This is a genomic window from uncultured Alteromonas sp. (assembly GCF_963976965.1).
Classification (GTDB): domain Bacteria; phylum Pseudomonadota; class Gammaproteobacteria; order Enterobacterales; family Alteromonadaceae; genus Alteromonas; species Alteromonas naphthalenivorans.
This window is the reverse complement of the sequence record NZ_CAXBMP010000002.1, coordinates 15,914-36,764: the sequence shown is the minus strand read 5'-3', so window position 1 is coordinate 36,764 and position 20,851 is coordinate 15,914. Positions and strand designations below refer to the sequence as shown.

Sequence of the window (20,851 nt, the reverse complement as noted above, 5' to 3'; positions counted from 1 at the left end):
GGCTTTATTGTCAGCATTCTTCTTGTATTAAAGAGGAGTGTTAGCATGAATACACGCTCTGATATGGTGTGTTATAAAAAGTTTCCCCATGCCGCTTATAGCATTGAGATTGTGGGCTCTACACTTATTAGTGAATTAGTCGGTCAATGGTCTACTGAAATATCAAATAGCTATATTGCTGATGTTAAGCAGGAAGTATCGTCAAAATTTAATAAGCGTTGGCTGCATATCGTGTTATTGGATAAGTGGGATTTGACCACATTTGATGCCATGGACAAGTTTACCGAATACGGAATATGGTGTTACGAAAAGGGTGTTAAAGCAACGTTTTATGTATACCAAACTAACCCCGTCAAACGATACCAACTGGCTAAAATGCTACCCGAACGAGCCAAAGATTACGTCAGCTTTCACGTGCTGAGTATCGATGACGCGTTTCTCTACGCCTCTGAAAATGGTTTTCTTGATGACCCTAAGCCAAATCAAACAATTAAAACACTGAATGCCTGACATACCCCTGCCTTTGCAGCAGTAAGTCAGGCTCCTGTGTGCAACTAAGAATGTGCATATGAGTGATTGCCCCGCATATCAGAAGGTGAAAGGTACAATCATTTACTGGTTCGACACTCGGCCAGTAGGGTAGGAAGCCCGGCACTGTTTTCTTGCTCAAGTCTTACATCAAACTTCCACAATCTATGAAGATGACGCATAACCTCACCTTTGGAGTTTCCTAAGGGAATACCATGTTGAGGAACGTAGCGAAGGGTTAAAGACCGATCGCCTCTTACATCAACGTTATATACCTGAATATTAGGCTCCAAATTACTCAAATTATATTGGGCGGAGAGCTTTTCTCTAATGGTCCGATAGCCGTTCTCATCGTGAATAGCACTGACGCTTACATAGGAATTACTCGCGTCGTCCTCTAAGGCAAATAATTTGAAATCTCGCATTAGCTTGGGTGACAAAAACTGACTAATAAAGCTTTCATCTTTAAAGTTGTGCATGGCGAAATGCACGGTTTCAAGCCAATCTTTACCAGCGATAGTTGGCAAGTATTCATAATCTTCTTTGGTGGGAGACTGGCACACCCGTTTGATATCCATGAACATCGAGAACCCTAATGCATAAGGGTTGATACCAGAATAGTATGGGCTGTTGTAATCGGGCTGCATGACTACGCTGGAATGACTGTGCAAAAACTCCATCATAAAGCGGTCGCTGACTAATCCCTCGTCGTACATTTTATTTAGAATGTGGTAATGCCAAAAACAGGCCCAGCCTTCATTCATTACTTGAGTTTGTTTTTGTGGGTAGAAGTACTGAGATACCTTGCGCACAATGCGCACAATTTCGCGTTGCCAGGGTTCTAACAGTGGCGCATTCTTTTCAATGAAATACAGTAAGTTCTCTTGTGGCTCGGAAGGAAAACGTAGGGTGTTTGTATCTTTACTTTTAGGGTTGTCCGGCAAGGTTCGCCACAGCTCATTAACCTGTGACTGCAAATACTGAGCACGTTCTTCTTGACGGGTTTTCTCTTCCTGAAGCGATATTTTTTGTGGTCTTTTATATCGGTCCACACCGTAATTCATTAACGCGTGACAAGAATCAAGAATGTTCTCAACTTCTTCTACACCATGTTTTTGCTCACATTTAGCAATGTACTTCTTGGCAAATACCAAATAGTCGATAATGGAACTGGCATCTGTCCAAGTTTGAAAAAGGTAGTTACCTTTAAAGAAAGAGTTGTGGCCATAGCAGGCATGCGCCATTACCAACGCTTGCATAGTAATGGTATTTTCTTCCATTAAGTACGCTATGCAAGGGTCAGAATTAATCACAATTTCATAGGCCAAGCCCATTTGGCCCCTGCGGTACTGTTGTTCGGTTTGAATAAACTTTTTACCAAACGACCAATGCGTATAGTTTAGTGGCATACCTATGCTGGCGTACGCATCCATCATTTGTTCAGCGGTAATAACTTCAATTTGGTTAGGGTAGGTGTCTAGCTTAAAATCTTTAGCAATACGGTCTATTTCTGTTTCATACTCGGTGAGTAATGAAAACGTCCAATCTGGGCCGTCATCTAATTTATGTTTTTGACGCGCTGCACTTAAAGACATGGGCTAACCTCCTTGCGCACTAAACTGCTCAGTACGCTTAAATATTTCTCTGAATACAGGGTAAATATCATCCGGCGTTTGAATGTGTTTACATACTATATTGTCGGAAGATTGACTGACCCTTTCGTATTCTCGCCAAAGGGTTTGGTGTTGGCGTTCGGTTATTTCAATATAGGCAAAATAGCGGGTGGCGGGTAATAGGTTATTAACTAAAAGTGAGCTACATAAAGGCGAATCATCGGCCCAGTTATCGCCATCGGATGCTTGGGCCGCGTAGATATTCCAATTGCCATCGCTAAACCGTTCTCGCACGATTTCATCCATGAGCTTTAGTGCGCTTGAGACTATCGTACCGCCGGTTTCTTGAGAGTAAAAAAACTCCTGTTCGTCGACTTCTTTCGCTTGAGTATGATGCCTGATATACACCACCTCTACATTCTCGTAGGTACGGGTTAAAAACAAATACAGTAGAATATAAAAGCGTTTTGCTACATCTTTGGTCGCTTGATCCATAGAGCCTGAAACATCCATTAAGCAAAACATCACCGCTTTGCTGGTAGGAATAGGGCGCTTGTCGTAGTTTTTAAAACGTAAATCGAAGGTGTCGATAAAAGGGACTTTAGCCACTTTGGCTTTAAGTAGTGCGAGTTCTTTTTCAATTTCTTCAATGGCTAGTGCATTGTTAGTAGGCGCAGTCATCAGTATGGCTAACTGTTCTTCTAACTCTCTGATACGCTTTCGGGTAGAACCGGTTAACGCAATTCGTCTTGCCACCGATCCTTTAAGAGAACGAACAATGTCTAAGTTACTCGGCACACCGTCAGTTTGATACCCAGCACGATAGGTTTCATGTTGAATCACTTTATCAAACTGATTTTTCTTTAAATTAGGCAGCGCCAAGTCGTCGAACAAGATATCTAAATATTCGTCTTTCGAGATGGAGAAAACGAATTCATCTTCTCCGTCGCCGCTATTACCCGCTTCCCCTTCACCAGAACCTTGACCCGCGCCACCTGGTGGGCGGTCAATTTTATCGCCTGCAATGAATTGGTCATTACCGGGGTGGACAATATCTCGCTTGCCCCCTTTTCCGGTATGAAATACAGGTTCAGAAATATCGCGAGTAGGAATGCTTACCTGCTCGCCCGAGTCTAGGTCGGTAACAGAACGTTTGCCGACTGCATCGGTAACAGCACGCTTTATCTGTTGTTTGTAGCGTTTAATAAAGCGCTGTCTGTTTACCGTGCTTTTGCCTTTACTATTAAGTCTTCGGTCGATGAAATGCGCCATAACCACCTGCTTGTCATAGGGTGAACCACGAGTAAATAGCCCATTATGAGGCTTTACGAACTCGTAAATACCACTCACACAATAGTCTGACTTGCTTTTGTGTATAGCCTTTTTCCGTCATTCGATTTACAAAGTCGTCATGCTTTTTCTGTTCGTCGGCTGACCCTTTTGTATTAAACGAAATAACTGGCAGCAAATCTTCCGTGTTGGAAAACATTTTCTTTTCAATCACAGTGCGTAATTTTTCATAACTCGTCCACGATGGGTTTTTACCACCATTGTTGGCTCGTGCACGAAGTACGAAATTCACTATCTCATTACGGAAGTCTTTAGGATTGCTAATTCCCGCAGGTTTTTCAGTTTTCTCAAGTTCAGCATTTAGCGACGCGCGGTCAAAAAGTTGACCGGTTTCAGGGTCACGATACTCCTGATCTTGGATCCAAAAGTCTGCATAGGTGACATAGCGGTCGAAAAGATTCTGCCCGTATTCTGAGTAAGATTCTAAATACGCGGTCTGAATTTCTTTACCAATAAATTCAACATATTTTGGTATCAGATAGCCTTTTAAGAACTCTAAATATTGCTCACTTAAATCAGGTGGAAATTGTTCACGTTCAATCTGCCTTTCAAGCACATAAAACAAATGCACAGGGTTGGCAGCCACTTCTTGATGATCGAAGTTAAACACACGGGATAGTATTTTAAAGGCAAAGCGAGTGGACAACCCTTCCATGCCTTCATCTACGCCTGCATAGTCGCGGTATTCTTGGTATGACTTCGCTTTAGGATCGGTGTCTTTCAAGCTTTCCCCATCATAAACCCGCATTTTTGAGAACAAACTCGAGTTTTCAGGTTCTTTTAATCGAGATAGCACAGTGAACTGCGCTAAGCATTCCAAGGTATCTGGTGCGCACGGTGCCCCTTTTAGTTCACTGCTATCTAGCAGTTTACGGTAGATATGAATCTCTTCACTTACTCGCAAACAGTAGGGCACTTTAACAATGTAAACGCGGTCTAAAAAGGCTTCGTTATTCTTATTATTTCTGAAGGTTTGCCATTCTGACTCATTTGAGTGGGCTAAGATCAGGCCATCGAAAGGCAACGCTGAAAAGCCTTCCGTAGGATTATAGTTACCTTCTTGGGTGGCAGTAAGTAGTGGATGTAGCACTTTAATTGGCGCCTTAAACATTTCTACGAATTCCATCAATCCCTGGTTCGCTTTACACAGTGAGCCTGAATAGCTATAAGCATCTGGGTCGTTCTGTGCGTATTGTTCTAAGCGACGAATATCTACCTTACCTACCAAGGCTGAAATATCTTGATTGTTCTCATCGCCAGGTTCAGTTTTCGCAATACCCACCTGATCAAGCACAGAAGGGTAGACACGCACAACTTTAAATTGAGTAATGTCACCATTATATTCATGCAGACGTTTTCGTGCCCATGGTGACATAATGGTTTTTAAGTAGCGCTTCGGAATACCATACTCTTGCTCAAGTAGATGGCCGTCTTCTTTTGCATCAAATAAGCAAAACGGATGGTCGTTAACCGGCGAACCTTTAATGATGTAAATAGGAACGTGTTGCATCAGTTCTTTTAAACGTTCAGCTAACGACGATTTACCGCCACCTACAGGCCCCAATAAATAAAGAATTTGTTTCTTTTCTTCTAACCCCTGTGCGGCATGTTTTAGGTAAGAGACTATTTGCTCAATAGCTTCTTCCATACCATAAAATTCATTAAACGCGGGGTAGCGAGAAATCACGCGGTTTGAAAATATGCGACTCAGTGCGGGGTCCGTCGCGGTGTCTATCATTTGAGGCTCGCCAATGGCACTGAGCAATCGCTCAGCAGCATTTGCATAAGCTGCTGTGTCGTCCTTGCAAATCTCAAGGAACTCCTCAATGGTAAACTCTTCCTGCTTTCGTTCTTCGTATCGGTTTTGGTAATGTTCGAAAATACCCATGAATACCTCTTAAAAAAACGGTTGCCCGTAATTTCAGCTTAGTCGGTATTTAGAAATAGGAAACAAAAATCATAGTAAACTTTTGTATAGACGTGAAATGTTTGATCTAACGAAAAATGGAATTTTTTCGTTAAAATTGAGTCAAATACCCCCATTAGTATTACTTAAAAGTCTGTATATTATTAAATAATGGGCATAAAAAAACCCGCCTAAGCGGGTTTTTGAATTTGTCTGAAAATGATTACGCGAAGTTCGCGCTAGCAAATTCCCAGTTAGCAAGTGCCCAGAAGTTTTCTAGGTACTTAGGGCGCACGTTACGGTAATCGATATAATAAGCGTGTTCCCAAAGGTCAACCGTTAGTACAGGCGTAAGCTCATCACCAGAAATAGGTGTTTCTGCGTTGCTTGTATTTACGATGTCTAATGAACCGTCAGACGTTTTTACCAACCATGTCCAGCTAGAGCCAAAGTTGTTTACTGCTTTATCATTAAATGCAGCTTGGAAGTCAGCGAATGAGCCCCATTTTGCATTGATTGCGTCAGCTAGTGCGCCAGTTGGTTCGCCGCCGCCATTTGGGCTTAGGCAGTTCCAGTAGAACGTGTGGTTCCATACTTGGGCTGCATTGTTGAAAACGCCACCTTCAGAAGACTTAATGATCTCTTCTAGGCTTTTGCTTTCCAAATCAGTACCTTCAACTAAACCATTTAGTTTAGTCACGTAAGTAGCGTGATGCTTGCCATAGTGATAGTCCAGCGTTTCGGAAGAAATATGCGGTTCAAGTGCATTTTTTTCGTATGGTAATGCTGGTAATTCAAAAGCCATATCGGTCTCCATGTTGGTTTAATGTTTTTTAAACAACGTTAATTTAAGCTCGCAATGCCTGTTCAACGAGCCTGTATAAATACTTTATCTAAGATGCTTATTTTATAATAGCAAAAGCATGCTGTAGATGTAGGGGCAAATTTGTATAACTCAATGACAAATTTATGAAAATTCTAAATTCTTGTCTAGTTATAATAATTGCCTTTCAAATCCCCATATCGTGAATGCTAGGTTATGCTGCGTAGCAGCTACTTTGCAAACGATAGAAACGAGAGTACTGATAGTAAGTAATATCAGCATTACATATAAGATCACTTTCATCTTACCAATGCGACTACGCTATATAAGACTACTGCTATCCACAATTGTCGTGGGCACCACGGGTTATATAAATATCCCTTTCAGATGCGGTGAGTATAAACCCATGAAAGAAACTATGATAATATTACCCTTGAATTCTACACGCTCATTCCCACTTATAGGGAATAACTTTTCCGCTGAGAGGACCTGATGGATAACACTGAAACTCAATCCACCGTAGACAGAATTAAGCAACAAATTGAAGAAAACCCTATTCTTTTATATATGAAGGGTTCTCCTAAACTACCAAGTTGTGGTTTTTCTTCACAAGCATCACAAGCACTAATGGGCTGTGGTGAACCGTTTGCGTATGTAGACATTTTGCAAAATCCAGATATTCGCGCTGAACTACCAAAGTATGCGAACTGGCCAACTTTCCCGCAATTATGGGTAGACGGCGAGTTAGTTGGTGGTTGTGACATTATCATGGAAATGTTTCAACAAAACGAATTGCAGCCGTTAATTAAAGAAACGGCAGAGAAACACAAGACTGAAGAATAAGATTATAAAGCCGGCGATTAGCCGGCTTTTTTGATTAAAACCCCGCAAAATCACACCACTTTCAATTCCCGTAAATACTAATAGACAGACCAGAAAACAAAATCCTCTATGGTTTGAAAATAAATAATTATTTTGTCCAAAAACGTTTGTTTTATAAGAGTTTACATCTTATAAAACGTGGGTGCTGACAAGTATATGGTCAGCGTTAAAGGTATAAAATAACTATCACTCGCTGCACTTATTACGTTCATGAAAGCGTAGAGGTGACAGGGGGAAAATCCCGGGAAACCACTATGAATACATCTTTGTCTTTATTGACCAAACACGTTCGAGGCGTACTTGCTGCGTCAGCGGCATTTTCTGTTATGGCCATTGCGCCAGTGCACGCCCAAGAGGCGGCCGATGCAGCAGAAGCGAGCGCAGAAGATTATGAACAAATCGCCATTGTAGGTTCACGCGCAGCGCCACGTTCTGTCGCTGAATCGGCGGTACCTATCGATATTATCTCTGATGAAGAGTTTAAAAATCAGGGTGCCACCGATGTTGTCTCTATGATGCAAACGGTTGTTCCGTCGTTTAACGTTAACGACCAACCTATTAATGATGCATCTACCCTGGTTCGTCCTGCTAACCTTCGTGGTATGGCATCAGATCACACGCTTGTGCTAGTAAACGGTAAGCGACGTCACCGTTCTGCGGTAATCACATTCCTAGGTGGTGGCTTGTCTGATGGTGCACAAGGCCCAGATATCTCGGTTATTCCAGCAGCGGCATTAAAGCAAATTGAAGTATTACGAGACGGCGCTGCGGCGCAGTATGGTTCAGACGCCATTGCCGGTGTTATTAACTTCGTATTAAACGATGCGTCAGAAGGCGGCTCATTTGAAGCTCGCTACGGTTCGTATTACGAAGGTGACGGCGACATGATTCAGCTGTCTGGTAATATTGGTATGCCGTTATCTGATAAAGGTTTCATTAACCTTTCTGCAGAATACCGTACTGCCGATGATACTTCTCGAAGTGTTCAGCGTGATGATGCAGCTGCGTTAGTCGCTGCTGGCAATACTTTCGTTGCCGACCCTGCACAAATTTGGGGTTCGCCTGAAATTAAACACGACTACAAACTTTTCGCTAACCTAGGGTTAGAGCTAAGTGATACCGCAGAAGCCTATATGTTCGGTAACTTCGCTGAGCGTGAAGTGGAAGGTGGTTTCTACTACCGTAACCCGCACACTCGTGGCGGTGTTTACGCGGCTGATGACGGTTCCCTATTGGTTGGTGACTTAACCGACGACCTTTCAGGTAACTGCCCTACCGACATCATCCCTGGCGACAACGTATTAACTAACGAACGCTACATCAATGAAGTGGCTAATAACCCCGATTGTTTTGCGTTCAACGAAATATTGCCAGGTGGTTTCACACCGCGTTTCGGTGGAACGGTTACCGATATGTCATTGGTATTCGGAACCCGTGGTGAATTAGCGAACGACATCACTTATGACGTAAGTTTGAACTTAGGTGAAAACGAAGTTGATTTTGTTATCAGCAACACCATCAACCCATCACTTGGTCCCGATACTCCGTTCGAGTTTAGCCCTGGTCGTTATACGCAATCAGAGCAAACTCTTGACGTAGATTTCACTAAGCCTTTTGAAATTGGTTTGTATGAGCCGTTATTTGTAGCAAGTGGTTTCCAATACCGTCATGAAAGCTACGAGAGTTTTGCCGGTGATACTGCATCTTATGAAATTGGTCCTCTAGCGTCACAAGGCTTTGGTATTGGTTCAAATGGTTTCCCTGGTTTAGCGGCAAACAGCCAAGGCTTAGTATCGCGTCATAACATCGCGTTCTACGTAGATGCAGAAGCGTACATCACTGAGACCTTTATGTTAGCGGGTGCTATTCGTTACGAAGATTACTCAGACTTTGGTGATACCACTAAAGGTAAAGTGGCGTTCCGCTGGCAAGCGCTTGAAAACATCGCGTTCCGTGGTGCTTTCTCAACTGGCTTTAAAGCACCTACATTAGGACAAAGTAACGTACGTAACGTAACCACAGCATTTGGTACTGATGGCAAGCTTATCGACCGTGCTACGCTTCCACCTACCGATCCTGTGTCACAGCTTAAAGGTGGTGAGCAGCTTACTCCGGAAGAATCTGAAAGTATTACCTTTGGTGTAGTGGCAGACTTCGATAACGGTTTGTTCGTTACTGCTGATTACTACAACATTGAACTTACTGACCGTATCAGTACCGCTTCTGGTATTGCGCTTACTGATGAAGATATTGCGATTTTGCTTGATCAAGGTATTAGCGATGCATCTAGCTTCAGCGAAATTAGCTTCTTCACTAATGACTTCGATACGACTACTGAAGGTCTTGATGTTGTAGCTAACTACAGCATGGACATGTTTGAAGGCGAAACTAAGTTCTCGCTCGCGTACAACTGGACGTCCACCGAAGTAGATAGAGCATCTGATAATATTTCAGCTGAACGCATCCGCATGTTGGAAGATAACCTTCCGGCAGTACGCTACAGTGCAACAGCTAACCATACGAATGGTGACTGGCGCTTCCTAGCTCGCCTAAACTATTTCGGTAGCATCTATGAAGATCACCTAGATTCAGCACTACCTATCGATAAAGTAGGGTCTGAAATCACGATTGATTTGGAAATGGCTTATAACTTCACAGAAGAGCTGACCGTAACAGTGGGTGCGAAAAACGCGTTTGATGAGTACCCAGATGAAAACACGCAGTATGCAGGTATTGCAGGTTCGTTGTATCCGACTACGTCTCCCATCGGTATCAATGGCGGTTTCTATTACCTGAGAGGTGTTTACACTTTCTAAAAACGGAAACCAGGTAAAAGGAGGCGTTCGCCTCCTTTTATTTCTCTAAATGCTAAAAATATAAGATTTCATCGTGCAAGCAGACCAATAAATTGGCATGATGGTGAAATAACTGTAAGCAATTTGAAACACCTGCAAAATTTTAATATGACCAGAAAGTCGACAGTCACCGAATCCTTCTTAAAATATCGCGCAAAGCTAATGCGTGCGGTGAGTACTATTGTGGGTGCCGACGATATAGAAGACATCGTTCAAGAAGCATTCATAAAAAGTTATGAAGCTGAGATGAATCAAGAGATTCGCTTTGAACGCACGTACATGCTGAAAACAGCACGTAACTTAGCATTAAACCATGTTGCCAGAGCCGAAAATAAAAATAATCAGCCTATTGATGACATGGACATTTTACCCCACGAACTGGTGGGTTATAGCCTAGAAAAAAATGTAGAAAGTAAGGAGCGCTTCATCCACTTTTGTCGAGCGACAGATACATTGTCTGCGGATGTTAAGCGGGTATTTTTACTTAAAAAAGTATATGGCATGCGCCAAAAAGACATCGCAGAACTCGTTGGTTTAAGCGAGAGTACGGTAGAAAAGCATGTCGCTAAAGGATTAATGTTGTGCTCGAAATATTTAGCCGAGCTATCTAAAGATGACGCCCCCGTGCGCACATCTCGTAATGCGACTCAGGACATAAGCCGTAGTTAACATGAACAATATTCGTCAGTTTTCCAGCAAAGAAGATATCCAAGAGCAAGCCTGTTTGTGGATAAGCCGTCTCGATCGCGAACTTAGCGAAGACGAAAAAAAACAGCTAGATGCGTGGCTTGCCGAAAGCCCAAATCATCGCAAGGCGCTTATGGAAGCCGCAAGCTTGTGGGATGACATGTCAGTACTTAACGAGTTAAGTGGCTTGTTTCCTCGTCATCAGAACAAAACCGAAACCAAAGCCCATAATCGCAATAAGCGTCGTGAGGGTATAGTCACTCAAGCTCGCATGAGCGTAGCAGCTGCGTTTTTAGTTATGACTATTGCGGTAGCTGTTGTGGTTGACCGTATTTGGCTAGAAGCGCCAGATGTAGTGGCGCACATGTCTGAGAAAATTGAAACCGGTATTGGTGAACAAAGAAATCTCGTGCTTTCAGATGGCTCTACACTGCTTTTAAACACAAACTCGCGTGTTACCGTCGATTTTTCTGACGATGTGCGAAACATTGTATTGCTAAAAGGCGAAGCGCATTTTGAAGTGGCGCACGATACCACGCGACCTTTCACGGTAACCGCAGGTAATAATACGGTTACCGCAGTGGGTACTGCGTTTAACATGCAGTATGTTGACGACAACGCTTTCGAATTAGTGGTAACCGATGGAAAGGTATTAGTTAAAGACAGATTTAGTGCATTCAGTAGTAATCAGTCACTATTTTCCAAAGCGCCTGTTGAAGGTGAAGGCCTGCTTATGTTTGCGGGTGAAAAAGCCACAGTAAAAGGCGATGTTGATGCCCGCGAGAGTTTATCGCAAAACGACATTGATGATGATTTAGCATGGCAGCAAGGCATGATTGTGTTTAAAGGTGAGCGCTTAGAAGCCGTGCTTGCTGAAATTGGTAGATATACGCAAGTACACTTTCAGATTTCTGACGAATCGCTTAAAAGCCGCCGTGTTGCAGGCTACTTTAAAGTGGGCGATATTGATGGCTTGCTAGCTGCACTTAAAAACAGCTTTAATATTGAATACGAAAAAGTATCCGATACTAGTATTCAGCTTTCGGTTTCTCGAGGATAGTTTAAGGCCGGTGTAGAGCTGCTGTATGGCTCATTCGCAGATAATTCGCAGTTGATGAATAACGGCAATGAATCTAGGTTGAGTGACTCAAAGTTGGTGGCTGAAGGTTGGTGGTTGAAGGTTAATAATTCGACGCTAAATATCACTAAATAACTGACGAATAATACGCGGGTAATGCGTGCCTTAAATACCAGTGCAAATGCATTATTTGGCATAAGCTTAACTATTGTGACAATATAATAAAACAAATAATAAGTACGATTTCTCATCTTGCATCATTTGCGTTCGGCCAATTTTTCTCGTGCAGTAGTGCGCAGCTATAACAGTGTGCGCAAGGCAAGTATTTGCTTTGTGTTAGCCGTTTGTGCTGGTCCTATTCAGGGCGCATTCGCGCAAGAGCCCGAGTCTCAAGCTGGTCAACGTAGCAAACAAGAAAATGCGCCAAGCCCAATAAAGCAGTCTAATCAAACGGCCTTTCAGTTTTCAATTCCAGCCCAAGATGCCGATGACGCGCTAACAGAACTAGCAAAGCAAGCTAATACCACACTCTTATTTCCTTTCGACTTAGCGCAAACGGTTAAAACTAATTCTTTAGAAGGCAACTTCACCCTTAACGAAGCCTTATCAAAATTGCTTGATGGCACCGAGCTTGCTGTGGTGACTGACAGTGCTGGGCAAGTCAGTATTCGTTCTCGCAGTGATGTAGTTGCTCAAAATAGAAAAGACGAGGGTGAAGAGAGTGTTCAAGAAGAAGACACAAGTAATGCGCTTGAGCGCATTGCCGTAGTAGGGACCAGAAGTTCTCCTCGTAGTGTGGTCGAATCGCCCGTGCCACTCGATATTATTGGCTCAGAATCGTTACGTTCACAAGGCAACAGCGATGCCTTGTCGATGCTAAGCACCATGGTGCCTTCTTTAAACGTCAACGATCAGCCTATTAATGATGCTACCAGTTTAGTGCGACCTGCTAATTTACGAGGTATGGCGTCAGATCACACATTACTGCTCGTCAACGGTAAACGCAGACATCGCTCGGCAGTCATTACTTTTCTTGGCGGTGGCTTATCTGATGGCGCACAGGGGCCGGATATTTCGGTTATCCCTGCTTATGCATTAAAACAAATTGAAGTTTTACGAGATGGTGCTGCGGCACAATACGGTTCAGATGCCATTGCCGGCGTGATTAACTTCGTACTTGATGATAGTGATTCAGGTGGCAGCATCGCACTTAAAACGGGTACCTATTCTGAAGGTGATGGTGAGTTATTTCAGATACAGGCTAATAAAGGTTTTCGTTTAGGTGAAAACGGCTTCTTGAACGCCACGGTAGAATATCGACAGCAACAAGGCACATCACGCTCTGTTCAGCGTGATGATGCACAAGGCCTCATTGATGCGGGTAATAGGCTTATAAGCAGCCCTGCGCAAATATGGGGCGCGTTAGATGTTAACGAAGACATGAAAATGTCGGCAAATGCGGGGTGGGACATTGCGCCTAACTACGAAGGTTACGCGTTAGCAACTTATGCCCATCGTGAAATAAGTGGCGGTTTTTACTTTCGCAACCCACAAACCCGAGAAGGTGTCTTTTCTGAAACGAACGAAGAAACGGGCGAGAGTCGCTTATTGGTTGGGGATTTAGACGGTATAGGGCAGGGGATTAGATGCCCCACCATTTTCCTTGATGATACCAATGTATTGGATAACCCCGATTATTTGCGTATTGCCGATAATACCACCGCACTTGGTGCGAACTGCTTTGCCTTTAACGAGTGGTTTCCCGGTGGGTTTACCCCACAATTTGGTGGCACAATCACTGATGCCTCTGTATTTGCTGGCGTCAAAACGGAATTAGATAATGGCTGGGCGATGGATTTGAGTGCCAGTGTAGGGTATTCAGATATCGCTTATCGTTTATCTGGCACCGTTAATCCTTCTCTTGGGCCAGACTCTCCGCTCTCTTTTTCTCCAGGCTCAGTTAGCCAAGTAGAGCGTACGTTTAATCTTGATTTCGCAAAGCTAATTCAATCCGTATTTGAAGAGCCAATTAGTATTGCTATGGGCGCAGAGTGGCGCAGAGAAACTTACTTTCAAAAAGCCGGTGATGATGCCTCTTATGCCGCTGACTCGCTCGCTTTTGACCCCACAACGGGGGCATCGCAAGGGTTCAGCATTGGCTCGAACGGATTCCCTGGTTACCAGCCTCAATCTGCAGGGCACTGGAGCAGAAGTAATTGGGCGGTGTACATAGACTTGGAGTTTTTCTTAAGTGAAGCATGGCAGTTTGGTGTAGCCACCCGCGTTGAACACTTTACTGATTTTGGCTCTACCTTTGATGGCAAGCTAAGTACGCGATATAAGGTTAATGACTTATTTGCCCTTCGAGGCTCTATCAATACTGGCTTTAAAGCGCCGACGGTTGGTCAAAGTAATGTGATTAATGTCACCACGGCTTATAGCGCGAATGGACTAGAAGACCAAGCCACACTGCCGCCCACTGATTTGATATCACAACAGCTAGGTGCAACACCGCTCACTCCAGAAGAGTCGGTTAACTTTAGTTTAGGTGTGGTGATGCACGTAAGTGATACCTTTTTCGCAACCCTCGACTATTTTAATATCCGTTTAATGGACAGGATCAGTACCACGTCAGCAATACCGCTTAGTGAGGCAGACATCCAAGTGCTTAGTGCGAACGGCCGCGACGATGCGGCGAACTACAATGCCGCCAAATTTTTCACCAATGACTTTGATACCCAAACCCAAGGGGTCGATTTAGTGGTTCACTACGACTTCATGGTACAAGATTGGAAGCAGACATTGTTGTTAGCTTACAATTGGACAGACACACAAGTAGAGCGGGTGACCTTGTATCCCACCATGGTTGATGGTGAGATAACCTTAATGCCAAACCTGACAACGCAGCGCATTAGAATGCTAGAAGATAACTTGCCAGCACACAGAGGCAGTTTGACGCTCGAACAGTACATTGGTGACTTTAATTTTACGTGGCGGGCAAACTACTACGGCAAATATTACGAAGACCATCTAGATGCTTCTGCGGGAATGGATATTTATGGAAGCGACACGCTAACGGCAGATGCGCAAGTAGCATGGTTTTTTTCACCGTCGTGGGGAGTTACGCTAGGTGTGCAAAACTTATTTGATACAAAACCTGATAGCAATCCGTTTAGTGGGGAAGTAGGGGCTTTATATCCGCCAACATCGCCAGGGGGGATTAATGGCGCATTCTATTATTTAGGATTGGAATACAGTGTTGATTAACGACACAAAAGTTGATTGAAATAGAAGGTCAGATAAATTTTGGATAGAATCTAAAAAATAGAAACTAGGAAAATACCTAGGAAAAAAGAAAGGGCTAGCCTACGTTTTTAAACATAGAATCATCGATGATGGTTTGATCGATAATCTGTTGTGCCATTTGGATGCACTTGCCACACTGGGAACCAAGTTCCATATGTTCACGCAATTCACGCATGTTACCTACGCCATTACCTTGTACTGCGGCGCGTATGCTTTTATCGGTAACGCCGTAACACATACATACAAACATAAAACACTCCAAATAAGTCTGTAAATGATAATAATTGCTATTTCATTCTAATGCAAGTGAGATTTAGTCGTATTCACACTCAAGAAATCATCAAAAAGGGTGGCCGTTGGTACGATGAGTGAAAAATTAGCAGAAGTAGAGTGCGTTACCGCTTGTTATCTAAGATAAAGTACCAATAAAGAGAGTTAGAAAACGCCAAGTGAAAAGACGTTTTACTTATTATTTAGTTTTTATATAAATTGGAGATATTTATGAGTGTATTAGTTGGCCGTCCAGCGCCGGATTTTACCGCTGCTGCAGTATTAGGTTCAGGTGAAATAGTTGATTCATTTTCACTATCTGAAACCATCAAAGGCAAAAAAGCGGTACTTTTTTTCTACCCGCTAGATTTCACCTTTGTTTGCCCATCTGAACTTATTGCTTTTGATAAGCGTTTTGAAGAATTTAAAAAACGGGGCGTAGAAGTGATTGGGGTTTCTATCGATTCACAGTTTTCTCATAACGCATGGCGAAATACGCCAGTAAACGAAGGTGGCATTGGTCCAGTTCAATATACGTTAGTGGCCGACGTGAAACATGAAATTTGTCAGGCGTATGATGTTGAGCATCCAGAAGATGGCGTGGCATTTAGAGGTTCTTTCCTGATTGATGAAGAAGGCCTAGTACGTCATCAAGTGATTAACGACCTTCCGCTAGGCCGTAATGTAGACGAAATGCTTCGTATGGTCGATGCACTTGCATTCCATCAGGATCATGGCGAAGTTTGCCCAGCAGGTTGGACACAAGGTAAAGCGGGTATGGATGCTTCACCAGAAGGCGTAGCCAAGTACCTTGCAGCAGAAGCTGACAAGTTATAATAGGCCGAAAGTATCTACAAAAGCTTTAAAAGTAAGCACTCAGGCTTGTTAAATAGGCTTTATGCAAATACGTCTACCTAATACTAAAACAGCGCCATTCGGCGCTGTTTTTTATTTCTACTGAATAAATTTTAATTTGAAGCGATTGCAGCTAAGGCAGCATTTCAGACGTTGCTTATCAGCAAGGCTCATCAGGGCTGATAGGTTCACCAGCTAAGGGCCAGCCGCCCAATGCTTTGTAACGATTTACCATAAAGCAAAACAGTTCCGTGGTTTTTTGCGCATCATATAATGCGCTGTGGGCTTCTTTTTGATCAAACTCAATACCTGCCGCACGGCAGGCTTTAACCAAAACAGTTTGGCCTAACGTTAAACCGGCAAGGCTGGTGGTATCAAAAGACACAAAGGGGTGAAAAGGCGTGCGTTTGATATTACAACGAGCGATAGCCGCGTTGACGAAACTTTGGTCGAAGGTGGCGTTATGCGCCACAATCACCGAGCGCTGGCAATCCGCATCTTTTTGCGCTTTACGAATACCTTTGCACAACGACTTCATTGCTTCACTTTCTTCTATGGCACCGCGCAGGGCACAGTGAGGGTCAATGCCGTTAAACTCTAGCGCTGCAGGCTCTAAGTTCGCGCCTTCAAAAGGATCGACATGGTAATGAAAAGTTTGGTCGGGATAAATCAGACCATCTTCTTCCATTTTTACCGTTACGGCAGCAATTTCAAGTAAGGCATCGGTCCCAGCATTAAAACCGGCGGTTTCAACGTCGATAACAACAGGGAAGTAGCCCCTAAAACGATGAGGAAGGGAGTGGTGCAACTCAGACATAGTTTCTCTTAGCAGGTTCTTTGGTTACGTAACAAAGCTGTATCAACATAGAAATGCTACAAAAAGTGCTGGGATTATGGCAAGGATAACCCACGGTATCCAGCCTGAATTTCAATGTGGGGCGTTAGAAACCTGAAATGAGGGCATAATTGATGGTATTAATGGTATAGAAGGCTAAACTTTTCTACACTAAGGACGATATATTCTGTAAGCGCCTTTTCGTTAGGTATGGTTTATCAGTTGAGTGGGTATAGTTGTGAAGCGTAAATTCGGTTTACTTATTCCGTTGTTTTTTACTACGGTCGCAAGCGGTGCTATGCGTCAGTATTCTGCTACGGTAGAAACGTCTAACTGGGAAGTGGTTGATGCATCGCGTTTGCAATGTACATTGAACCATCCTTTACCCGGTTACGGCGATGCCATGTTTACAAGCGTGGCTTCTAAACGGCTTAATATGGAATTTGAGCTAGACATGCATTTATTGCCTAACCGCTTCGATGTAGCTGCTGTTTATTCTGTACCGCCAAAGTGGATGCCGGGTGTAGCGCCTAAAACCATCGCCGATATGACATTGCGCACGCAATATAACGGTGACCTTCCGCAAGACGCTGCATGGACTATGCTAAGTGAACTCGAAAAAGGCTTCTGGCCCACCATTTATTATCAAGACTGGTATAACGAATACGATAAAGTGAGTGTTGCATTAAACGCCAGTAATTTCTCGATGGTGTATCGAGACTTCGTTAAGTGTGTGTCTAACTTATTGCCTTACAACTTCGACGATATTGCCTATACGGTGTTGTCGTATCAGAAAAACAGTACCGAACTGACTAAGTATTCTCAAAAGCGCCTAACAATGATTGGGGAATACCTAAAAGAAGATAGCGACTTAGAGTTAGTATTGCTTGATGGCTATACCGATAGCTATGGCGGGCGATGGAACAACGAACAATTATCTATACGCCGAGCCAATGAAGTAAAAAGCTACTTAACTACCATAGGCGTGCCCGATGACAGAATTCAACTGACGGGGCACGGTGAGAAGCGCCATATAGCAAATAACGATACCCGAGAGTCGCGAGCGCAAAATAGAAGGGTAGTAGTGCGGTTATCTAAATCTTAGGGTTATCTAAAAACTAAGTAAAAAATATAAACAAATTTGAAAAAGCGGCTTAATGGCCGCTTTTTTGTGAAGTGAATAATATATTTGTTGTTGCTATTCGCCTTGTGCTTCAAGCCAGGCTTTTACCGGCGGCACATGGTCGGTAAATACGCCGTCTACGTTTACCACGTGTTTCAGGGTAGAAAGAAGTTGCTCTGCAGTCATACCTGGCGGTAGGGCATCTTGACGGAACGTGTAGGGATGAATAATGAAACCTTCTGAATGGGCATACTCAACCCAAGATGCGGGTATCAGTTTGCCTGTTTCCATCGCTTGGGGGTCTAGTAGTTGGCCTAACCAAGGGCCTAAACCGTCGGCATATTTAGCCACTTCTTTCATGCCTGCTTCACTTTTGATCCAATCGTAGTCTGTGGTTGATTCTCCCCAACTGTTTTCACCTATTAGCATGACCACTTTTCCCGCATAGTTTAGGTCTTTTCTAATGCGCTTTATTTCATCGAAGTCGAAACACTGCAAGTAACTGTTGGCGTCTTTATTGGCAAGATTAAATCGTGTTAGTGATGCAATCACAATCTGGCTAGCATCTACTCCTTGTTCGTTATGCCACGCTGGTGATTTTACTTCCGTATAAACCCCTACATTGGTATTGAACTCTCGATTAAGCTGAGTAATAAGCTCGTAGTGTTCTTCTAAGGTTGCCACGGTAAAATTTGCCGTATTCCCTGTATAGCGTTTTGTAAAAACTTGTTCACCCTTGCTGTTCGCTCGTTCGTGTACTTGCAGAGTACGAAGCTCAGCTAACGTGAAGTCTAAGGCGTAAAAGCGACCATCTTTACGTGCACGCTCTGGAAATACTTGCTCAACATTGGTTACTGTTTCTAAGTGTATGTCGTGCAAGACCACAGCAATCCCATCTTTAGTAATAACCGCATCTTGCTCAATAAAGTCAGGGTTCATGGCAAAAGCAAGCGTGGCGGCTTCTAATGTGTGCTCAGGCAGATAACCTGACGCGCCCCTATGAGCAATAACATCGAAGTCTTTCGCCAATAGTACTGGGCTTGCAAAAATCGAGATAGAAAGCGAGAAAGTAAGTAGAGCGTGACGAATTTTTAGCATGATAGGGCAATATCCTTATTAATAGGGCCGCTGTATTTTAAAATAGAGACTTATTGTTTTGTTTGAATAAGTTCGATGGCATAGCCATCTGGATCGCGAACAAAAGCAATGACAGTAGAGCCGCCCTTTACGGGGCCTGGCTTACGGTATACATCACAGCCATTTTGCTCTAGGTTTTCGCAGAACTGATAAATATCGTCTACTTCGATGGCGATGTGGCCGTAAGCCGTGCCTTTTTCATAGGTGTTGTCGCCCCAGTTATAAGTGAGTTCAAGTACGGTAGTGTTAGTTTCTTCACCATAACCCACGAAAGCGAGCGTGTATTCATAAGCTTGGTTTTCAGACTTCCTCAATAGCTTCATGCCCATCAAGTGAGTGTAGAAGTGCAAAGATGCATCAAGATCTTCAACACGAAGCATGGTGTGTAGCATTCTCATTCGACTCTCCCCGTTCTTCTAAGAACATCATATATATCAGTTTACTATGGGTATGTGAAAGGAATGAGACACTAAAGCCCAAATACAATAGCTGCAAGCACCTATCGGTAAACCGCTAGCAAAAAAGGACAATTAAAAGTTATACATTCCCTTATTGTCTATTTTAAGGTGACGGCGACGTTGTAGTAAATAACACAACTATTCTATCGACTTACGTATGTGAAATGTCTGTAGTGATTGCGCCTGCCATTGATGGTGAATGAAGGGGGAGGGCACGAGGGTTAAGGTGTGTGGGCGATTGTAATGGAAGTAATACAGTAATATGTTGCTCGATAATAGAAATAAATAGCAATATCGGTAGACTTACCTTACGGAAAGATGTACATTATGCCCGCTTTAGATAATAAAAAGCTTTTTCTACTACTGCCTTGTACCCTTTTATTCTTCAGTTTTACCGAAGTTTTAATAGATATACATTTGCGTTACTAGTAAGTTAAATCTATTGCTATCCGGTGAATTTCACCAATTACTTCAAATATATAAGGTTACAAACATGTCTGATACAGTAAACGGCACAGTTAAATGGTTCAACGAAGATAAAGGTTTTGGTTTTCTTACTCAAGACGGTGGCGGTAAAGACGTATTCGTACATTTCCGTTCAATCGCTTCTGACGGCTTCAAAACTCTTTCTGAAGGCCAAGCGGTTAGCTTCAGTGTAGAACAAGGTCAAAAAGGCCTTCAAGCTGCAAACGTTGTTGTTCTTTAAGTAGAACTTTAAAATACAACGACAAAAGGCTAAGTTTCTACTTAGCCTTTTTTAATTGTGCAGTACTAATATTTTTATTTATTTTTGGTTTGATAAGAACAGAATTTTGAAAGGAATTTTAAAACGAATAAAAAACTAGCAACATTATTATACAAAGAAAAATTATATGTCTCATACTATTAACGGCGCTTCGCTCCGTACACTTCCCCCTATTTCGACAATCTCAGTAAATAACTTCAACGTTGTTTTTACCGATAAAGAGTGTCAAAAGTCAGTTCAATTTCACAACAACAGAGATACTAAAGTATTTTTACGTTGGTTGCTTAATACTACGGTTGAAAGTATTTATGCTTAGCTAATAAGCAGGCTGAAGCAAAATTAATACTGCGTTAAGAGCTCGTGTGTCGCTATTGCCTTACAGAATATTGCGTATAAAAAA

Annotated in this window: 19 protein-coding genes; 10 read left to right on the top strand and 9 right to left on the bottom strand. The window is 43.0% G+C overall.

Annotated elements, in window-relative coordinates; all coding sequences use genetic code 11:
- Positions 1–45 precede the first annotated feature (45 nt).
- On the top strand, positions 46–510 hold the full coding sequence (locus AAC006_RS01875; protein ID WP_126871917.1) for a hypothetical protein: 465 nt from the start codon (positions 46–48) through the stop codon (positions 508–510).
- 98 nt (positions 511–608) lie between these two features.
- Here AAC006_RS01875 and AAC006_RS01870 read toward each other — a convergent pair whose 3' ends face one another.
- From AAC006_RS01870 to sodB, 4 genes are all read right to left on the bottom strand, one after another.
- Positions 609–2,123 carry a SpoVR family protein gene (locus AAC006_RS01870; protein ID WP_208804334.1) on the bottom strand — a complete coding sequence of 505 codons (1,515 nt, stop codon included), beginning with the start codon at positions 2,121–2,123 and terminating at the stop codon, positions 609–611.
- Positions 2,124–2,126: 3 nt separating this feature from the next.
- A complete protein-coding gene (locus AAC006_RS01865; protein WP_208804518.1) occupies positions 2,127–3,413 on the bottom strand; it encodes a YeaH/YhbH family protein in 1,287 nt (428 codons plus the stop codon).
- Positions 3,414–3,456: 43 nt separating this feature from the next.
- Entirely contained in the window at positions 3,457–5,379 is a 1,923-nt protein-coding gene (locus AAC006_RS01860; RefSeq protein WP_208804336.1) for a PrkA family serine protein kinase, read from the bottom strand.
- A 241-nt stretch (positions 5,380–5,620) separates the two neighbouring features.
- Positions 5,621–6,202, bottom strand: a complete 582-nt coding sequence (gene sodB, locus AAC006_RS01855; protein ID WP_338454692.1) for a superoxide dismutase [Fe] — start codon at positions 6,200–6,202, stop codon at positions 5,621–5,623.
- 510 nt (positions 6,203–6,712) lie between these two features.
- Here sodB and AAC006_RS01850 point away from each other — a divergent pair.
- The 4 genes from AAC006_RS01850 to AAC006_RS01835 all read left to right on the top strand — a co-directional run bounded on the left by AAC006_RS01850 (position 6,713) and on the right by AAC006_RS01835 (position 11,704).
- The gene (locus tag AAC006_RS01850) at positions 6,713–7,063 is read left to right on the top strand and encodes a Grx4 family monothiol glutaredoxin (protein WP_013784977.1); all 351 of its coding nucleotides are present in this window, start codon (positions 6,713–6,715) and stop codon (positions 7,061–7,063) included.
- 293 nt (positions 7,064–7,356) lie between these two features.
- Positions 7,357–9,918 (top strand): TonB-dependent receptor, encoded by a 2,562-nt coding sequence (locus AAC006_RS01845; protein ID WP_338454696.1) that lies wholly within the window; start codon positions 7,357–7,359, stop codon positions 9,916–9,918.
- A 147-nt stretch (positions 9,919–10,065) separates the two neighbouring features.
- Complete coding sequence (locus tag AAC006_RS01840; RefSeq protein WP_013784975.1) at positions 10,066–10,626, top strand: RNA polymerase sigma factor; 561 nt, start codon at positions 10,066–10,068, stop codon at positions 10,624–10,626.
- A 1-nt stretch (position 10,627) separates the two neighbouring features.
- Positions 10,628–11,704, top strand: coding sequence for a FecR domain-containing protein (locus AAC006_RS01835; protein WP_338454699.1), 1,077 nt, complete (start codon positions 10,628–10,630; stop codon positions 11,702–11,704).
- Here the strand turns inward: AAC006_RS01835 and AAC006_RS01830 are convergent.
- A complete protein-coding gene (locus AAC006_RS01830; RefSeq protein ID WP_126871912.1) occupies positions 11,680–11,919 on the bottom strand; it encodes a hypothetical protein in 240 nt (79 codons plus the stop codon). The genes AAC006_RS01835 and AAC006_RS01830 overlap by 25 nt on opposite strands.
- 235 nt (positions 11,920–12,154) lie before the next feature.
- On the opposite strand from AAC006_RS01830, the gene AAC006_RS01825 reads away from it, so the two are divergent.
- Positions 12,155–14,989, top strand: coding sequence for a TonB-dependent receptor (locus tag AAC006_RS01825; protein ID WP_041452975.1), 2,835 nt, complete (start codon positions 12,155–12,157; stop codon positions 14,987–14,989).
- Between the two features lie 94 nt (positions 14,990–15,083).
- On the opposite strand, the gene AAC006_RS01820 is transcribed toward AAC006_RS01825, so the two are convergent.
- Positions 15,084–15,278, bottom strand: a complete 195-nt coding sequence (locus AAC006_RS01820) for a bacterioferritin-associated ferredoxin (protein WP_013784972.1) — start codon at positions 15,276–15,278, stop codon at positions 15,084–15,086.
- 251 nt (positions 15,279–15,529) lie between these two features.
- Here AAC006_RS01820 and AAC006_RS01815 point away from each other — a divergent pair, with 251 nt between their 5' ends.
- Positions 15,530–16,135 (top strand): peroxiredoxin C, encoded by a 606-nt coding sequence (locus AAC006_RS01815; protein WP_013784971.1) that lies wholly within the window; start codon positions 15,530–15,532, stop codon positions 16,133–16,135.
- Positions 16,136–16,313: 178 nt separating this feature from the next.
- Here AAC006_RS01815 and rnt read toward each other — a convergent pair whose 3' ends face one another.
- A complete protein-coding gene (gene rnt / locus AAC006_RS01810) occupies positions 16,314–16,970 on the bottom strand; it encodes a ribonuclease T (RefSeq protein ID WP_013784970.1) in 657 nt (218 codons plus the stop codon).
- 316 nt (positions 16,971–17,286) lie between these two features.
- Here rnt and AAC006_RS01805 point away from each other — a divergent pair, with 316 nt between their 5' ends.
- Positions 17,287–18,093 carry an OmpA family protein gene (locus AAC006_RS01805; RefSeq protein WP_049791830.1) on the top strand — a complete coding sequence of 269 codons (807 nt, stop codon included), beginning with the start codon at positions 17,287–17,289 and terminating at the stop codon, positions 18,091–18,093.
- 93 nt (positions 18,094–18,186) lie between these two features.
- On the opposite strand, the gene glpQ is transcribed toward AAC006_RS01805, so the two are convergent.
- A complete protein-coding gene (glpQ, locus tag AAC006_RS01800) occupies positions 18,187–19,200 on the bottom strand; it encodes a glycerophosphodiester phosphodiesterase (RefSeq protein WP_041452973.1) in 1,014 nt (337 codons plus the stop codon).
- Between the two features lie 59 nt (positions 19,201–19,259).
- On the bottom strand, positions 19,260–19,646 hold the full coding sequence (gloA, locus tag AAC006_RS01795) for a lactoylglutathione lyase (RefSeq protein ID WP_013784967.1): 387 nt from the start codon (positions 19,644–19,646) through the stop codon (positions 19,260–19,262).
- A gap of 553 nt (positions 19,647–20,199) precedes the next feature.
- On the opposite strand from gloA, the gene AAC006_RS01790 reads away from it, so the two are divergent.
- Both AAC006_RS01790 and AAC006_RS01785 read left to right on the top strand, forming a co-directional pair.
- Entirely contained in the window at positions 20,200–20,412 is a 213-nt protein-coding gene (locus AAC006_RS01790) for a cold-shock protein (protein ID WP_013784966.1), read from the top strand.
- 166 nt (positions 20,413–20,578) lie between these two features.
- Positions 20,579–20,767 carry a hypothetical protein gene (locus AAC006_RS01785; protein ID WP_013784965.1) on the top strand — a complete coding sequence of 63 codons (189 nt, stop codon included), beginning with the start codon at positions 20,579–20,581 and terminating at the stop codon, positions 20,765–20,767.
- Positions 20,768–20,851 lie beyond the last annotated feature (84 nt).

Excerpts from the sequence above, each read along its gene's own strand:
- sodB (WP_338454692.1), bottom strand. The coding sequence starts at position 6,202 with ATGGCTTTTGAATTACCAGCATTACCATACGAAAAAAATGCACTTGAA.
- AAC006_RS01785 (WP_013784965.1), top strand. The coding sequence starts at position 20,579 with ATGTCTCATACTATTAACGGCGCTTCGCTCCGTACACTTCCCCCTATT.
- AAC006_RS01820 (WP_013784972.1), bottom strand. The coding sequence starts at position 15,278 with ATGTTTGTATGTATGTGTTACGGCGTTACCGATAAAAGCATACGCGCC.
- AAC006_RS01805 (WP_049791830.1), top strand. The coding sequence starts at position 17,287 with ATGCGTCAGTATTCTGCTACGGTAGAAACGTCTAACTGGGAAGTGGTT.
- gloA (WP_013784967.1), bottom strand. The coding sequence starts at position 19,646 with ATGAGAATGCTACACACCATGCTTCGTGTTGAAGATCTTGATGCATCT.
- AAC006_RS01840 (WP_013784975.1), top strand. The coding sequence starts at position 10,066 with ATGACCAGAAAGTCGACAGTCACCGAATCCTTCTTAAAATATCGCGCA.
- AAC006_RS01790 (WP_013784966.1), top strand. The coding sequence starts at position 20,200 with ATGTCTGATACAGTAAACGGCACAGTTAAATGGTTCAACGAAGATAAA.
- AAC006_RS01870 (WP_208804334.1), bottom strand. The coding sequence starts at position 2,123 with ATGTCTTTAAGTGCAGCGCGTCAAAAACATAAATTAGATGACGGCCCA.
- AAC006_RS01850 (WP_013784977.1), top strand. The coding sequence starts at position 6,713 with ATGGATAACACTGAAACTCAATCCACCGTAGACAGAATTAAGCAACAA.
- AAC006_RS01875 (WP_126871917.1), top strand. The coding sequence starts at position 46 with ATGAATACACGCTCTGATATGGTGTGTTATAAAAAGTTTCCCCATGCC.
- rnt (WP_013784970.1), bottom strand. The coding sequence starts at position 16,970 with ATGTCTGAGTTGCACCACTCCCTTCCTCATCGTTTTAGGGGCTACTTC.
- AAC006_RS01865 (WP_208804518.1), bottom strand. The coding sequence starts at position 3,413 with ATGGCGCATTTCATCGACCGAAGACTTAATAGTAAAGGCAAAAGCACG.
- AAC006_RS01845 (WP_338454696.1), top strand. The coding sequence starts at position 7,357 with ATGAATACATCTTTGTCTTTATTGACCAAACACGTTCGAGGCGTACTT.
- AAC006_RS01830 (WP_126871912.1), bottom strand. The coding sequence starts at position 11,919 with ATGCCAAATAATGCATTTGCACTGGTATTTAAGGCACGCATTACCCGC.
- AAC006_RS01835 (WP_338454699.1), top strand. The coding sequence starts at position 10,628 with ATGAACAATATTCGTCAGTTTTCCAGCAAAGAAGATATCCAAGAGCAA.
- AAC006_RS01860 (WP_208804336.1), bottom strand. The coding sequence starts at position 5,379 with ATGGGTATTTTCGAACATTACCAAAACCGATACGAAGAACGAAAGCAG.
- AAC006_RS01815 (WP_013784971.1), top strand. The coding sequence starts at position 15,530 with ATGAGTGTATTAGTTGGCCGTCCAGCGCCGGATTTTACCGCTGCTGCA.